At 55.9% G+C, this 14,573-nt stretch carries 13 protein-coding genes; 5 read left to right on the forward strand and 8 right to left on the reverse strand.

Annotation, left to right across the window (positions count from 1 at the left end):
* Positions 1 to 96: 96 nt before the first annotated feature.
* From malE to malG, 3 genes are all read left to right on the forward strand, one after another.
* Entirely contained in the window at positions 97 to 1,287 is a 1,191-nt protein-coding gene (malE, locus tag DOU50_RS20385; RefSeq protein WP_148770058.1) for a maltose/maltodextrin ABC transporter substrate-binding protein MalE, read from the forward strand.
* A gap of 120 nt (positions 1,288 to 1,407) precedes the next feature.
* Positions 1,408 to 2,952 carry a maltose ABC transporter permease MalF gene (malF, locus tag DOU50_RS20390; protein ID WP_061716156.1) on the forward strand — a complete coding sequence of 515 codons (1,545 nt, stop codon included), beginning with the start codon at positions 1,408 to 1,410 and terminating at the stop codon, positions 2,950 to 2,952.
* 14 nt (positions 2,953 to 2,966) lie between these two features.
* Complete coding sequence (malG, locus tag DOU50_RS20395; protein WP_023310002.1) at positions 2,967 to 3,857, forward strand: maltose ABC transporter permease MalG; 891 nt, start codon at positions 2,967 to 2,969, stop codon at positions 3,855 to 3,857.
* 97 nt (positions 3,858 to 3,954) lie between these two features.
* Here the strand turns inward: malG and psiE are convergent, their stop codons facing one another.
* The gene (gene psiE, locus DOU50_RS20400; protein ID WP_000202963.1) at positions 3,955 to 4,365 is read right to left on the reverse strand and encodes a phosphate-starvation-inducible protein PsiE; all 411 of its coding nucleotides are present in this window, start codon (positions 4,363 to 4,365) and stop codon (positions 3,955 to 3,957) included.
* A gap of 96 nt (positions 4,366 to 4,461) precedes the next feature.
* Here psiE and DOU50_RS20405 point away from each other — a divergent pair, with 96 nt between their 5' ends.
* On the forward strand, positions 4,462 to 4,914 hold the full coding sequence (locus tag DOU50_RS20405; RefSeq protein ID WP_048990582.1) for an acyltransferase: 453 nt from the start codon (positions 4,462 to 4,464) through the stop codon (positions 4,912 to 4,914).
* A gap of 78 nt (positions 4,915 to 4,992) precedes the next feature.
* Here DOU50_RS20405 and DOU50_RS20410 read toward each other — a convergent pair whose 3' ends face one another.
* The 5 genes from DOU50_RS20410 to pgi all read right to left on the reverse strand — a co-directional run bounded on the left by DOU50_RS20410 (position 4,993) and on the right by pgi (position 10,784).
* Positions 4,993 to 7,089, reverse strand: a complete 2,097-nt coding sequence (locus DOU50_RS20410; RefSeq protein ID WP_024906678.1) for a YjbH domain-containing protein — start codon at positions 7,087 to 7,089, stop codon at positions 4,993 to 4,995.
* The gene (locus tag DOU50_RS20415) at positions 7,089 to 7,826 is read right to left on the reverse strand and encodes a capsule biosynthesis GfcC D2 domain-containing protein (protein WP_024906677.1); all 738 of its coding nucleotides are present in this window, start codon (positions 7,824 to 7,826) and stop codon (positions 7,089 to 7,091) included. The genes DOU50_RS20410 and DOU50_RS20415 overlap by 1 nt, the downstream gene beginning before the upstream one ends.
* Positions 7,823 to 8,461, reverse strand: a complete 639-nt coding sequence (locus DOU50_RS20420; RefSeq protein WP_048990577.1) for a YjbF family lipoprotein — start codon at positions 8,459 to 8,461, stop codon at positions 7,823 to 7,825. The genes DOU50_RS20415 and DOU50_RS20420 overlap by 4 nt, the downstream gene beginning before the upstream one ends.
* Before the next feature lie 63 nt (positions 8,462 to 8,524).
* Positions 8,525 to 8,767, reverse strand: coding sequence for an exopolysaccharide production protein YjbE (gene yjbE, locus DOU50_RS20425; RefSeq protein ID WP_008503423.1), 243 nt, complete (start codon positions 8,765 to 8,767; stop codon positions 8,525 to 8,527).
* A gap of 367 nt (positions 8,768 to 9,134) precedes the next feature.
* On the reverse strand, positions 9,135 to 10,784 hold the full coding sequence (gene pgi, locus DOU50_RS20430) for a glucose-6-phosphate isomerase (protein ID WP_024906675.1): 1,650 nt from the start codon (positions 10,782 to 10,784) through the stop codon (positions 9,135 to 9,137).
* 374 nt (positions 10,785 to 11,158) lie between these two features.
* On the opposite strand from pgi, the gene lysC reads away from it, so the two are divergent.
* Positions 11,159 to 12,508, forward strand: coding sequence for a lysine-sensitive aspartokinase 3 (gene lysC / locus DOU50_RS20435; protein ID WP_148770060.1), 1,350 nt, complete (start codon positions 11,159 to 11,161; stop codon positions 12,506 to 12,508).
* A 41-nt stretch (positions 12,509 to 12,549) separates the two neighbouring features.
* Here the strand turns inward: lysC and DOU50_RS20440 are convergent, their stop codons facing one another.
* Both DOU50_RS20440 and DOU50_RS20445 read right to left on the reverse strand, forming a co-directional pair.
* The gene (locus tag DOU50_RS20440; protein ID WP_148770062.1) at positions 12,550 to 13,338 is read right to left on the reverse strand and encodes a DNA polymerase beta superfamily protein; all 789 of its coding nucleotides are present in this window, start codon (positions 13,336 to 13,338) and stop codon (positions 12,550 to 12,552) included.
* 4 nt (positions 13,339 to 13,342) lie between these two features.
* On the reverse strand, positions 13,343 to 14,569 hold the full coding sequence (locus DOU50_RS20445; RefSeq protein ID WP_148770064.1) for an RtcB family protein: 1,227 nt from the start codon (positions 14,567 to 14,569) through the stop codon (positions 13,343 to 13,345).
* Between the last annotated feature and the right edge of the window lie 4 nt (positions 14,570 to 14,573).

Below are 14,573 nucleotides of genomic sequence, written 5' to 3' on the forward strand. Positions count from 1 at the left end.
GTTGGGAGGATGGAAAGAGGATGTCAAATAAGGAGACTGAGACACGTTGAACCACTGAAGTCATACCACGAGACATCACCAAAAAGGATGGCAGCTATGAATATCAAGACTGGCGCACGCGTTTTCGCATTGTCCGCCCTCGCAGCAATGATGATTTCCGCACCGGCGCTCGCCAAAATTGAAGAAGGCAAACTGGTTATCTGGATTAACGGCGACAAGGGCTATAACGGCCTGGCCGAAGTGGGCAAAAAATTCGAGAAAGATACCGGCATCAAAGTGACCGTAGAGCACCCGGACAAACTGGAAGAGAAATTCCCGCAGGTTGCGGCAACCGGCGATGGCCCGGACATCATCTTCTGGGCGCATGACCGTTTCGGGGGTTACGCGCAGTCTGGCCTGCTGGCTGAAGTGACGCCAGACAAAGCCTTCCAGGACAAACTGTTCCCGTTCACCTGGGACGCCGTTCGCTATAACGGCAAGCTGATCGCTTACCCAATCGCGGTTGAAGCCCTGTCTCTGATTTACAACAAAGACCTGGTCCCTAACCCGCCGAAGACCTGGGAAGAGATCCCGAAACTGGATAAAGAGCTGAAGGCGAAAGGTAAATCCGCCCTGATGTTCAACCTGCAAGAGCCGTACTTCACCTGGCCGCTGATTGCTGCCGACGGCGGTTACGCGTTCAAGTTTGAAAACGGCAAGTATGACGTGAAAGACGTGGGCGTGGACAACGCGGGCGCGAAAGTGGGTCTGACCTTCCTGGTTGACCTGATCAAGAACAAACACATGAACGCGGATACCGATTACTCCATCGCGGAAGCGGCGTTCAACAAAGGCGAAACCGCGATGACCATCAACGGTCCGTGGGCCTGGACCAACATCGATAAGAGCAAAATCAACTACGGCGTGACGCTGCTGCCAACCTTCAAAGGCAAGCCGTCTAAACCGTTCGTTGGCGTGCTGAGCGCGGGCATCAACGCCGCCAGCCCGAACAAAGAGCTGGCGAAAGAGTTCCTGGAAAACTACCTGCTGACCGATCAGGGTCTGGATGAAGTGAACAAGGACAAACCGCTGGGCGCCGTCGCGCTGAAATCCTTCCAGGATCATCTGGCGAAAGACCCACGTATCGCGGCCACCATGGATAACGCCCAGAAAGGCGAAATCATGCCGAACATCCCACAGATGGCCGCGTTCTGGTACGCCACACGTACCGCGGTTATCAACGCTGCAAGCGGTCGTCAGACTGTCGATGCCGCGCTGAAAGATGCTCAGGGTCGTATCACCAAGTAAGCAGAAAAACGGTGGGTGGCGCGTGCGCTTACCCGCCCTACGACTACGGCACGATCCGTAGGTCAGGTAAGCGCAGCGCCACCTGACGATAAGATTCCACCGTTGTAGAGGAAGAACCCCATGGATGTCATTAAAAAGAAACGCTGGTGGCAAAGCGACGCGCTGAAGTGGTCAGCGATCGGTCTGCTGTGCCTGCTGGTGGGTTACCTTGTTGTTTTAATGTACGTACAAGGGGAATATCTGTTCGCCATCATGACGCTGATTTTAAGCTCTGCTGGCCTGTATATTTTCGCTAATCGTAAAGCCTATGCCTGGCGCTATGTCTACCCGGGCGTGGCCGGGATGGGGCTGTTTGTCCTGTTCCCGCTGATTTGTACCATCGCCATTGCGTTCACCAACTACAGCAGCACTAACCAGCTCGCGCAGGAACGCGCGCAGCAGGTCCTGCTGGACCGCTCATATCAGGCAGGCAAGACCTTTAACTTCGGTCTGTATCCTGCCGGTAACGAGTGGAAGTTAGCGCTTACTGATGAAGCGAGCAGCAAATACTATGTCTCCGACGCGTTCAAATTTGGCGGCGAGCAGAAGCTGGCCTTAAAAGAGGTACAGGCCCTGCCTGAAGGTGAACGTGCCAACCTGCGCGTCATTACCCAGAACCGTCAGGCGCTGACCCAGCTCACCGCCGTGCTGCCGGACGAAAGCAAAGTGACGATGAGTTCGCTGCGCCAGTTCTCCGGCACGCAGCCGCTTTATACGCTGGCGGATGACGGCACGCTGACCAATAACCAGAGCGGCGTAAAATATCGTCCAAACAACGACATTGGTTTCTATCAGTCCATTACTGCCGACGGCAAATGGGGTGATGACAAACTCAGCCCGGGCTATACCGTCACCATCGGCTGGGACAATTTTACCCGCGTGTTTACCGACGAAGGCATTCAGAAACCGTTCTTCGCCATCTTCGTCTGGACGGTGGTCTTCTCCGTACTGACCGTGATCCTGACCGTTGCCGTGGGTATGGTGCTGGCCTGCCTCGTCCAGTGGGAATCCCTGAAGGGCAAAGCGATTTACCGCGTGCTGCTGATTCTGCCGTATGCCGTGCCGTCGTTTATCTCGATTCTGATTTTCAAAGGGCTGTTTAACCAGAGCTTCGGTGAAATCAACATGATGCTGAGCGCGCTGTTTGGCATCAAACCGGCCTGGTTCAGCGACCCAACCACCGCCCGCTCGATGATCATCATCGTCAATACCTGGCTGGGCTATCCGTACATGATGATCCTGTGCATGGGCCTGCTGAAGGCTATCCCGGACGATCTGTACGAAGCCTCGGCGATGGACGGCGCGGGCCCGTTCCAGAACTTCTTTAAGATTACGCTGCCGCTGCTCATCAAGCCGCTCACCCCGCTGATGATTGCCAGCTTCGCCTTTAACTTTAACAACTTCGTGCTGATTCAGCTGTTGACCAACGGTGGTCCGGATCGCCTTGGCACCACGACGCCGGCAGGCTATACCGACCTGCTCGTGAGCTACACCTACCGCATCGCCTTCGAGGGCGGCGGCGGTCAGGACTTCGGTCTGGCGGCGGCGATTGCCACCCTGATCTTCCTGCTGGTAGGCGCACTGGCGATAGTGAACCTGAAAGCCACGCGTATGAAATTTGACTAAGGAGGGCATCGATCATGGCAATGGTACAACCCAAATCTCAGAAGCTGCGCCTCCTGGCGACGCACTTAGGCCTGCTGATTTTTATCGCGGCGATCATGTTCCCGCTGCTGATGGTTATCGCCATCTCCCTGCGTTCGGGTAACTTCGCCACCGGGAGCCTGATCCCGGACGAAATCTCCTGGGAGCACTGGAAGCTCGCGCTGGGCTTCAGCGTGGAGCACGCGGATGGCCGCGTCACGCCGCCGCCGTTCCCGGTGCTGCTGTGGCTGTGGAACTCGGTGAAAATCGCAGGTATTACCGCGATCGGTATCGTGGCGCTGTCCACCACCTGCGCTTACGCCTTTGCTCGTATGCGTTTCCCGGGCAAAGCGACGCTGCTGAAAGGGATGCTGATTTTCCAGATGTTCCCGGCCGTGCTGTCGCTGGTGGCGTTGTATGCCCTGTTTGACCGTCTGGGCCAGTACGTACCGTTTATCGGACTGAACACCCATGGCGGCGTTATCTTCGCCTATCTTGGCGGTATCGCACTGCATGTATGGACCATTAAAGGCTATTTCGAAACCATCGACGGCTCGCTGGAAGAAGCGGCGGCGCTGGATGGGGCAACCCCGTGGCAGGCGTTCCGCCTGGTACTGCTGCCTTTGTCGGTGCCTATCCTGGCGGTGGTGTTTATCCTGTCGTTTATCGCCGCCATCACCGAAGTACCGGTTGCCTCACTGTTACTGCGTGATGTGAACAGCTACACCCTGGCCGTCGGTATGCAGCAATACCTCAACCCGCAAAACTACCTGTGGGGCGACTTTGCCGCGGCGGCCGTACTCTCTGCCATCCCGATTACCGTGGTGTTCCTGCTGGCGCAGCGCTGGCTGGTCAATGGCCTGACGGCGGGCGGTGTGAAAGGTTAAGTTTCATTTTGTTATGCCACTGCAACCCTCAACTTTAGACGTATTGTATTGACCCAACTTGTGACTGTTGTTAGGCGGCCTCCGGGCCGCCATTTTTTTATTCTCGCTTCAGCCGCTTCGAGTTACACAGCCAGAGGGTGATCACCAGCAGCAGGATCGCTGCCGAGTAGATCAGCACGTCGAGCGGGGATTTATGATCGACGATGATCAGCCGCACAATCGCGGTGATCCCAATGTAGACAAAATAACGCAGCGGGAAGTGAAAGCCGGACTGAAAGTACTTCACAATCAGGGCGATAAATTCAAAGTAGAGAAAGTAGACCACCAGGCCTTCCACCAGCGCATATTTGCTGGTTTGTTCAGGGGCAAACAGTACATCCGCCAGATGCACCGTCTCTTTACCCAAAAAGACGACCAGTATCAGGCCAAGGCTCAACAGACCGAGGTTCAGCACGGTCTGGAGGATAGTTGAGATAAACTCAACGCGCGGGCGAGTCAGGGATGTCATACAGCACCTCATTCTCCAGGGCGAGGTTTCTGTATAACGCAAAAATGTGACGGAGATCTATATTTTTTAATTATGTTTTATGTAGGGAGGTAACCGATGGATCGTAAACCAACCGGGGTTCGCAACGTGACGTGCGGCGACAATGTGACCGTATATGAACCCACTAATCTTTACGACTGTGTACTGGGCAACGGCGTATTCGTCGGCCCGTTTGTTGAAATCCAGGGCAATACGCGCATCGGTGACGACAGCAAAATTCAGTCGCACACCTTCATCTGTGAGTATGTGACCATTGGTAAGCGTTGCTTTGTTGGCCATGGCGTGATGTTTGCCAACGATATGTTTCGTGAGGGGAAACCGAACGCCGACCGGGCCAGCTGGGGCCATATTACTATCGGAAATGATGTGTCGATTGGCAGCGGTGCCACCATTCTGGCGGTCTCCATTTGCGACGGAGCGGTGATTGGGGCGGGAAGCGTGGTGACAAAATCGATCGTCGAGAAAGGTGTCTATGCCGGGAACCCGGCAAGGCTGCTGCGCCGCTTGTAGTTCGCCCGGTGGCGCTGCGCTTACCGGGCCTACAAAAACCGTAGGCCGGGCAAACGCAGTGCCGCCCGGCGTGAAGCATCAGCGGAAGTTAATGTTCTTGTCGCTGGTCATGTCGTACAGCTGGAACTTACGCCCAAGCTGCTGACCACCGTCGCGCGTCAGCGGTGTCCAGCCGATGGCCGCACGGCTGCGGGTTGGGCCTGACGAGAACAGATCCAGCGGAATCGACACGTAAACCCCTTTGGTGAAGTCCCCTTCCCCATATTCGTCCGGCGAGACGTTGGTGATGGTGGCGTAGCCGCCCACCACGACGCCGCTGTCGAAGTGTTTGGAGATGTCCAGCGTGCCGCCCTTATCGCCCGCCAGGTACTGGCCGACGCTGGCTTTCACCAGCACGTCAGGTGCGAACGACGGCGTCCAGTAGGCGGTCAGGTGACCGGTTTTGACGCTGTAGTCGGTGAACTTCATCATGTCCTGGGCGCTGCGCCAGTCACGCTGCTTGACGTAGTTGGCATCAACCCCGAACGCCCAGTTGCTGTCGACAGGACGATAAAGCACTTCCGCCCCCGCGCCGCCGTACATGGTTTCCAGATACCCGCCGTACACCTGGCCGTAGAAGCCGTTGCCGAAGTACTGGAAGTAGTTGGCCTGCAGGTTGTTTACGTAAGCATCGTTCTGCACGTACTCACGCACGCGGGTACGCACGCGCGGCAGCTGTGAGTCTTTTGGCGGGTTGGTATAGTTGAACTTGTCGTAGTTGTTAGCGATGTTGCCAAACAGGCTGCCGGTGGTCAGCAGGTGGTCAGTAAGCCACAGATCCGCCGTCGCCATGACGCCCAGCTGATACATGTAGAAGTTTTCCGGCCCGCCGACGGACTGGTTCAGCACCGGATCGATATGGAAATCGAAGCGCGACTTGTCGATATACCAGCCCTGCTCGGTGGTCTCCGGCACGATCGGCTCTACGCGTTTTTGCACCAGCTCGGTTTCATGCCCGAGCGGTTCGCCTTCCAGGTGGCGCTTAAGGCTGGCAACGTCCGTTTCCGTCGTCACCTGCGGCAGGTTGAGACGATTCTCCGTCACGCGGATCGTGCGGATCCCGTCCGGGAGATCGTTCATAACGATCCGGTTGGCGCGTTCGATCCCTTCGCGCGAGTCGCGGTATTTCACCTGCTCGCCGGTGACGTACAGCGTATCGCCTTTCACCTGAATTTTCGGATCCGCCAGACCGGCATTGTATTTCAGCAGCGTCAGCTGGTTTGCCACCACGGAGTGCTGCAGAATCGCATCCTGCGGCTCCGGCTGGTATGCAGGCCGCGCGTTATCATTGTAGTGCGGCCGCATGTCGTTAAAGTTGGTGCGCAGCGTGAAGCCAAACATCACCGTATTGCCGCGCTCGTAGCTGAGGTTAACGTCGGCCCAGTCGGTGACGCGATAAATGGCGCCGACGTTAAACTTGCTCTTCTGCTCAATCTTCCCGGCGAAGTCCTGCGAGTAGTCATTCCCCTCGTACTCCAGCTTCAGGCGTAATGGCTGCCAGGGTGTTTGATACTCTACACCGCCAAACAGCGACGCCGGGCCGTGGAACATCTGGTCCCCGTTGATGGAGCCCGCTTTCTGATAGCTGTTATCGCGGTAGCAGTATTTATCGCTGTAGGAGCAAAACGGGTTTTTCACGTTGCCGCTGGTACCGAGATAGCCCCATCCCATCCCGAGTGAGAAGTCGAACGGCCCCCAGGCCTTGCTGGCCACGATGTATTCCGCGTCAAACAGGCCGGTACCGCCAATATCTTTGGCACCCACGGAGACCTGCGGCATCCAGTAGCTCTCTTCCCACAGGCGCAGCTTGACGTCGAAGGCTTTATCTTTGTAGGTCTGATCGCCTGAGAACGCCTCGACGCTGCTGTATTGTTTCGTCCGCACGTCGGTATAGCGCAGCGTGGTTTCAAGCCACGGGAACAGCTGCACCGACGCCGAGTAGTAGCGATACTGGTCGTTATCACGGTAGTTAAGGCTAATTTCCCCCTCGCGCGCCATACGCGCGGTGGGCGTTTGCAGTAAACCGACGCCGCCGAAGTCTGACTGAGACGGGCCAATGGGTGCCGGATACGTTTCTGCATGGCAGGCGGCACTCACGCAGAGCGCCAGCATGCTGTAGAGATAGGTTCTTTTCATTATTCCGGTATCCGCTGAATCAGGGAGTGAAGGATATCGGCGTTAAGCCCGTCATACGCCTTCGTCCAGAAATGGTCGGCAAAACCGACAAAAATGATGCTGCCCGGCATGGGTTCGATATGCCGTTTATTCCAGTAAGCGACGGGGGCTTTTTGCGTGTGGCCGTCAGGGTAAACCACCCAGGCGTAGCTGTTATCCGCGCCGCTCAGCATGCTCTGCTCGTCGAGGTAGCTCGCCACGTCACGACCGGGCGTAAAGGGCTTTTTACCCGGGCTGCTGATAAGCCCCATCACGGTCACCGTCGTCGGCTTCGCCGGCAGCCAGAGCGTATAGTCTCCTTCCAGCGCGGGGTTGCCGTTTTCCGTGACGCGCACGTCATCCGGGTCAAGATTGACGTTCTGACGGCCCGTCACCTTCAGCGCCTGCAGCTGCTGACGGACGCTGTTAATGGCCGCAGCGTCGTCGCCATCTTCCTGCTCCGCGAGTCCCGTCAGCCTCGCAAGGAGCGCCTTGTGCTGTTGTTCCGCTTCAGCGGTCTTCTGCCGTTCAGCGATGACCGCGCCCGGCCACCAGCTGTTGGCAAGCCTTGGCTGTCCGACGAGATCGAGCAGATGCTCGGCGTGGGTTAAGGTTTTGGGTTTTTCACTGTCCGGCGTGTAGACCTTTACCGTCCCGGCGGACCATGCCAGCGGCGCGGCAAAACTGGCGATAAGCGCAACGTGAATGAGCGTTTTCATGATTTCGCCGCCTTGATCAGGGTGGTTTTGACCGGGAAGAATCCGGCACCGAGATACTGTAAGGACTGACGGATCTGCCCTTCCTCGTCGATCCAGAAGCGGTTGTGCCAGGTGGCCTTGTCGGTGGTGACCTCTTCATCCAGCACGCGAACCTGCGTTTCGTCGCTGCCGACTTTCACGCTGTCCGTGCCGTCCCAGCGGAAGGTCGAGCGTGCCGTGGCGTAACGCACCTGCTTGTGTTCGGTCCAGCCCATCGTGCGCGTCCAGCCTGCGCCGTCGGCGATCTGGTTCGGCTTGATCAGCGGGTCGTCGGCGATATTATTCACCTCCAGCAGGTTATCGCCGCCCAGCAGGGTTTTGACGATACGGCCATGCTGCGTCACGATGGTGGCCTGATCCTGCGTCACCCATTTCTGCTGCCCGTTTTCATCGAAAGCGAGCACCACAAACAGTTGCGGGCCATCGTTAAGCTGCATGTACTGACTGGCATAGGGCATGTTCTGAAGTTCGTCATCGGTCAGATGCACGCCCGGTGTGCCGAACAGGCTTTCCCACAGTGAGTTTCCCAGCCCTTTAGTGGTGGCCGAGCACGCCTGCAGCAGCAGGCAAATCAGAATGATTGCAGGTCGCTTCACGACTCTTCTCCGAAGGGGCGAAATAACCACACCGAAGTGTGGTTATGATTAAAACACCCGCTATTACTGGGTGCTGGTTGTCGTGGTGGTCGTGGTTCCGGTGTTGGAGCCATCACCGCCACCGGTTGCCGCCAGCGCGACACCCACGGCTGAACTTACGGTGCTGGCGCTGGCTGCGGTAGAACTTCCCGCAGACGCAGACGTCGCAGCCGAACCTGCCGCTTCCCCGACCTGAACCGGAGCTGCATAGACAGATGTCGCCGCAAGCGCAGATATGGCAAAAATGCCATACAGTACTTTCTTCATAACAATTTCCCTTCAATGAATGAATGGAGATTTGCCCGAAAAGAATTTCAGGCGGAATCGAGTATACACAACTACTGCCGTGGGTTTGCCGTAAGGGGAAATAGGGAGAGGGTTTTCGGACTAATGGTTAAAATGGAAATGAAAGACAAATGGCATAAATATATAATTTATAAAAATCAATAAGTTATAATATAAATGTATTAATGAGCTACTGCGTATTTTCTTAAAATAAACCGCAGCAATTAGCGGGTTAACCGTCTTTTTCGGATTAAACTCAGATCCAGAATTTGAGTTAACTAACAGACATCAGGAATTATCCGATAAAAAAATGCCGGCATTTCGCCGGCACGTTTTCATGACGTTTTAATTACGCACGCCATGCTTTATAACGGTTGATCAAACCATTTGTTGAGCTGTCATGGCTGGCAACTGCTTTATCATCACCCAGCTCTGGCAGAATACGGTTTGCCAGCTGTTTGCCCAGCTCAACGCCCCACTGGTCAAAGGTGAAGATGTTCAGGATCGCGCCCTGCGTGAAGATTTTATGTTCATAAAGGGCGATCAGCGCACCCAGGCTGAACGGCGTGATTTCGCGCAGCAGGATGGAGTTGGTTGGACGGTTGCCTTCGAACACTTTGAACGGCACCACGTGGTCCAGCGTGGCTGGGTCTTTACCCTGGTCACGGTATTCCTGCTCAACCACCTCGCGGGATTTACCGAACGCCAGCGCTTCGGTCTGTGCGAAGAAGTTGGACAGCAGCTTCGGATGGTGGTCGGACAGCGGGTTATGGGTGATAGCCGGCGCGATGAAATCGCACGGTACCATTTTGGTGCCCTGGTGAATCAGCTGGTAGAAGGCATGCTGACCGTTGGTGCCCGGCTCGCCCCAGATGATTGGGCCAGTCTGGTAGTCCACCGCGTTGCCGTTACGGTCAACGTATTTACCGTTGGATTCCATGTTGCCCTGCTGGAAGTAGGCCGCAAAGCGGTGCATATACTGGTCGTACGGCAGGATCGCTTCGGTTTCAGCGCCGAAGAAGTTGTTGTACCAGATACCGATCAGCGCCAGCAGCACCGGCAGGTTTTTCTCTGGTGCGGTGGTGGAGAAGTGTTTATCCATCGCGTGCGCGCCGGAGAGCAGCTCAACGAAGTTGTCGAAGCCCACGGACAGGATGATGGACAGGCCAATCGCAGACCACAGGGAGTAGCGGCCGCCAACCCAGTCCCAGAACTCGAACATGTTCGCGGTATCAATGCCGAACTCGCTGACGGCTTTACCGTTGGTAGACAGCGCCGCGAAGTGTTTCGCCACGTGCTTGTTATCGCCAGCCGTTTTCAGGAACCAGTCGCGCGCGCTGTGGGCGTTGGTCATGGTTTCCTGGGTGGTAAAGGTTTTAGACGCAACCAGGAACAGGGTGGTTTCCGGGTTCACGTTCTTCAGCACTTCCGCGATGTGGGTACCATCGACGTTAGACACAAAGTGCATATTGAGGTGGTTTTTGTACGGGCGCAGCGCTTCGGTCACCATGAACGGGCCGAGGTCAGAACCGCCGATACCGATGTTTACCACGTCGGTGATCGCTTTGCCGGTGTAGCCTTTCCAGCTACCGGAGATGATCGCTTCGGAGAAGGTTTTCATCTTTTCCAGTACCGCGTTCACTTCCGGCATGACGTCTTTGCCGTCAACGATGATTGGCGTATTGCTACGGTTACGCAGAGCGACGTGCAGCACGGCACGGTCTTCGGTGCGGTTGATCTTCTCACCGGAGAACATGGATTTGATGGCGTCGGCAAGCTCAGTCTCTTTCGCCAGATCCTGCAGTTTAGCCAGCGTCTCTTCGGTAATGCGGTTTTTGGAGAAATCCACCAGCATCAGGTCGTCGAAGGTCGCGGAGAACTTGTTGAAACGATCGGCATCTTTCGCGAACAGATCCGCGATGGTGACGTCTTTCATTTCATCATAATGTTTCTGGAGTGCCTGCCAGGCAGCGGTCTGCGTTGGGTTGATGTTTTTCATTAGCAATACTCTTCTGATTTGAGAATTGTGACTGCGGTCGATTGTAGCGCCTGCAAATAAAAATTGTGATGGTTTTTATGCCATTGCCCTGGCCTGCATCAAACGCAGGTGAAAAGACCCGAAAAGTATAGCTGCTGAAATGCCCTCCCGGGGCGGCGAAATGTCGGTCAAAATGCCCTAAAACGGAGCATAAAATCTGGCTCTGTTATAAGTCCTGTTTCTCAGGGGTACCCCCCCATAAAAAATCCGCATAATCCCAGCATTGACAGGACCTCCCCCGCATTTTATTTATAGGGCCGTATTTTGCGCCTGCACCTGTTTTCGTTTCACTCTTGTGCCAAGGTCGCTTATTCATTCCCTGACACGAGGTTGTTATGACGAGTTTTGTGGTCGCCAAATTTGGCGGCACCAGTGTGGCCGATTACGATGCCATGAACCGCAGCGCCGATGTGGTGCTGGCCGATCCGAATACCCGCCTGGTGGTGCTGTCTGCATCTGCCGGCGTGACGAACCTGCTGGTTTCTCTGTCTGAAGGACTGGAAGCGACAGAACGTTTCGTGAAGCTGGATGCACTGCGCAAAATTCAGTTCGACATTCTTGAGCGTCTGCAGAACCCGAACGTGATCCGCGAGGAAGTGGAACGTCTGCTGGAAAATATCACTACCCTGGCAGAAGCCGCCTCGCTGGCCACCTCCACCGCCCTGACCGACGAGCTGGTTAGCCACGGCGAGCTGATGTCCACCCTGCTGTTTGTTGAAATCATGCGCGAGCGTAACATTCAGGCGCAGTGGTTTGATGTGCGTAAAGTGATGCGTACCAGCGATCGCTTTGGTCGTGCCGAGCCGGACGTTGAAGCACTGGCCGAACTGACCAATCAGCAGCTGGCCCCGCGTCTGACAGACGGTATCGTGATCACCCAGGGCTTTATCGGCAGCGAAGCGAAAGGCCGCACCACCACGCTTGGCCGTGGCGGCAGCGACTACACCGCCGCGCTGCTGGGCGAAGCCCTGCATGCCACGCGCGTGGATATCTGGACTGACGTTCCGGGCATTTACACCACCGACCCGCGCGTCGTTTCTGCGGCGAAACGTATTGACGTGATCGCGTTTGAAGAAGCGGCGGAAATGGCCACTTTCGGCGCGAAAGTGCTGCATCCGGCAACCCTTTTGCCTGCCGTACGTAGCGATATTCCGGTCTTCGTCGGCTCCAGTAAAGATCCGAAAGCGGGCGGGACGCTGGTCTGCAAGAAAACGGAAAACCCGCCGCTGTTCCGCGCCCTTGCCCTGCGCCGTCGCCAGACGCTGGTGACGCTCCACAGCCACAATATGCTGCACTCCCGCGGTTTCCTGGCGGAAGTGTTTGGCATTCTGGCACGCCACAACATCTCCGTGGATCTGATCACCACCTCTGAAGTGAGCATTGCGCTGACGCTGGACACCACCGGTTCTACCTCCACCGGCGACACCCTGCTGACGCAGTCTCTGCTGATTGAGCTGTCTGAGCTGTGCCGCGTGGAAGTGGAAGAAGATCTGGCGCTGGTTGCCATCATTGGCAACAAGCTGTCGCGCGCCTGCGGCGTGGGCAAAGAGGTGTTTGGCGTGCTCGATCCGTTCAGCATCCGCATGATCTGCTACGGCGCGTCCAGCTATAACCTCTGCTTCCTGGTGCCAGCCGATCAGGCCGAGCAGGTGGTGCAGAAGCTTCATCAGAATTTGTTTGAATAAGCGCAAGAATGGCCCGGGCGTTTTCACTACCGGGCCATTCTTTAGCTTTTCATTACTGTTCTCATCAGCAACGAATCCAGATCTTTTAAATTTCCTTCTCTGCTGTCGGGTAGTACCGGCGGTACTTCTCCTCTCACCAGCTCATTTTGCAAAAAAGCGTGGATTAATGGCCGTTTAGGACCATATTCCGCTTCACCTGCGCGCTGTTTTATTTCCAGCAATGCATCGATTTCCGCACGTAACGGCGCACACAGTTCGCTCCCGGCAAGCAGTTCGGCAAAACGCATCGGTGGAACGCCTTTCCCCGCTTCTACCCACCGCGCCGCCAGCACAGGGCGCAGAACGTAAAAATACTTTTTCAGCCGAACCGTTTCCTCCTGTAAATATCCACGGAAGTTTTTTCGGGCCATTGAGAAGTAATGCCAGCGGGCGCGCAATGGCGAAAACCACGCGGGTATCAGCGCGCGCAACTCGGCCACTACCGTCTCATCCTCCTGATAAACAACAGGGGAATCCAGCCACTCGATAAGCGTCGGGTTTGCCCCCTTCAGCAGGCCCAGTGCCTTGCGCCATTCCCAGCCACAAACGTCCAGTTCATCATCTATCGGCAGCTCGATCACATCCCGCTGGGATTCGACGCGCAGATACCATTCTGGGCGGTGAACGTACAAAAACCGCACATCATAATCGCTATCCGGTGAGGCAAATCCCCATCCCCGGCTGCCCGATTCACAGGCGTAGAGCACGCGCACGTTATAGCGCTGCTCTATATCGCGAAGTTGCGCGCAGACACGTGCGCGCATCGCGCTATCAACATCGTTGTTGCTCATTTTTTTATCCTTTTACACACACGACCTGACGCAGGGTGTGAACGATCTCCACCAGCGACGATTGCGCGACCATCACGGCATCAATGTCTTTATAGGCCATCGGCGTTTCATCGATCACCTCATTGTCTTTGCGACACTCTACGTGAGAGGTCGCCTGAATATGGTCGCTAAGGGTATAGCGTTTTTTTGCCGCCGTTCGGCTCATCACTCGCCCAGCGCCGTGGCTGCAGGAACAGAAGCTTTGCTCGTTGCCGAGGCCACGCACGATGAAGCTCTTTGCGCCCATTGAGCCCGGAATAATCCCCATCTGCCCTTTCTGCGCCGACACCGCACCTTTGCGCGTGATCAGTACCTCTTCCCCAAAGTGATGCTCTTTCTGCACATAGTTATGATGGCAGTTAACCGCCTCCTGCTGCGTAATAAAGGGCTTAGTCACTTCGCGAGAGAGCGCCGCCAGCACGCGCGACATCATCACTTCCCGATTGTGGCGGGCAAAATCCTGCGCCCACTCCACCGCCTCGATGTAGTCCTCATAGTGACGACTCCCCTCCTGAAAATAGGCCAGATTTTTATCCGGCAGATGTCCCAGGTGATGCTGCATATCCTGCTGTGCCAGGGCGATAAACACATTACCGATGGCGTTTCCTACGCCGCGCGAGCCACTGTGCAACATCACCCAGACGCGCTGCTGCTCATCGAGGCAAATTTCAATAAAGTGGTTTCCGGTACCCAGCGTGCCCAGATGCTGATAGTTGTTGGTTTTCAGCAACTGCGGGTATTTATCCGCGAGTTGTTTAAAACGTGGGGCCAGCACCCACCAGCGATCGTCCACTTCTTTCGGTGGCGTTTCCCACGCGCCTTTATCACGTCGAGAACGCGTATTGGTTCTCCCATGCGGTACTGCCTGTTCAATGGCGCTACGTAAACCGCTGAGATTATCCGGCAAATCACCGGCCACCAGCGACGTGCGAACGGCAATCATCCCGCAACCAATATCCACGCCAACCGCCGCAGGAATAATTGCCCCTTTGGTCGGAATCACGCTGCCGATGGTTGAGCCTTTACCGAGATGAACGTCGGGCATCACCGCAAGGTGTTTGAAAATAAACGGCATCTTTGCGGTATTCAGTAACTGCGCTTGTGCCTCTGGCTCCACGGGCACACCGTGAGTCCACATTTTGATCGGGGCGCCGTTTGGCGCTGTCAGTAATTCAAAATCATTCTGTTGCATTGCG

The organism is Enterobacter sp. C6 (genome assembly GCF_008122455.1).
Taxonomy (GTDB): domain Bacteria; phylum Pseudomonadota; class Gammaproteobacteria; order Enterobacterales; family Enterobacteriaceae; genus Enterobacter; species Enterobacter pseudoroggenkampii.

Coding starts and splice junctions, on each gene's coding strand:
- malE (WP_148770058.1), top strand. CDS start 97: ATGAATATCAAGACTGGCGCACGCGTTTTCGCATTGTCCGCCCTCGCA.
- malF (WP_061716156.1), top strand. CDS start 1,408: ATGGATGTCATTAAAAAGAAACGCTGGTGGCAAAGCGACGCGCTGAAG.
- malG (WP_023310002.1), top strand. CDS start 2,967: ATGGCAATGGTACAACCCAAATCTCAGAAGCTGCGCCTCCTGGCGACG.
- psiE (WP_000202963.1), bottom strand. CDS start 4,365: ATGACATCCCTGACTCGCCCGCGCGTTGAGTTTATCTCAACTATCCTC.
- DOU50_RS20405 (WP_048990582.1), top strand. CDS start 4,462: ATGGATCGTAAACCAACCGGGGTTCGCAACGTGACGTGCGGCGACAAT.
- DOU50_RS20410 (WP_024906678.1), bottom strand. CDS start 7,089: ATGAAAAGAACCTATCTCTACAGCATGCTGGCGCTCTGCGTGAGTGCC.
- DOU50_RS20415 (WP_024906677.1), bottom strand. CDS start 7,826: ATGAAAACGCTCATTCACGTTGCGCTTATCGCCAGTTTTGCCGCGCCG.
- yjbE (WP_008503423.1), bottom strand. CDS start 8,767: ATGAAGAAAGTACTGTATGGCATTTTTGCCATATCTGCGCTTGCGGCG.
- pgi (WP_024906675.1), bottom strand. CDS start 10,784: ATGAAAAACATCAACCCAACGCAGACCGCTGCCTGGCAGGCACTCCAG.
- lysC (WP_148770060.1), top strand. CDS start 11,159: ATGACGAGTTTTGTGGTCGCCAAATTTGGCGGCACCAGTGTGGCCGAT.
- DOU50_RS20440 (WP_148770062.1), bottom strand. CDS start 13,338: ATGAGCAACAACGATGTTGATAGCGCGATGCGCGCACGTGTCTGCGCG.
- DOU50_RS20445 (WP_148770064.1), bottom strand. CDS start 14,569: ATGCAACAGAATGATTTTGAATTACTGACAGCGCCAAACGGCGCCCCG.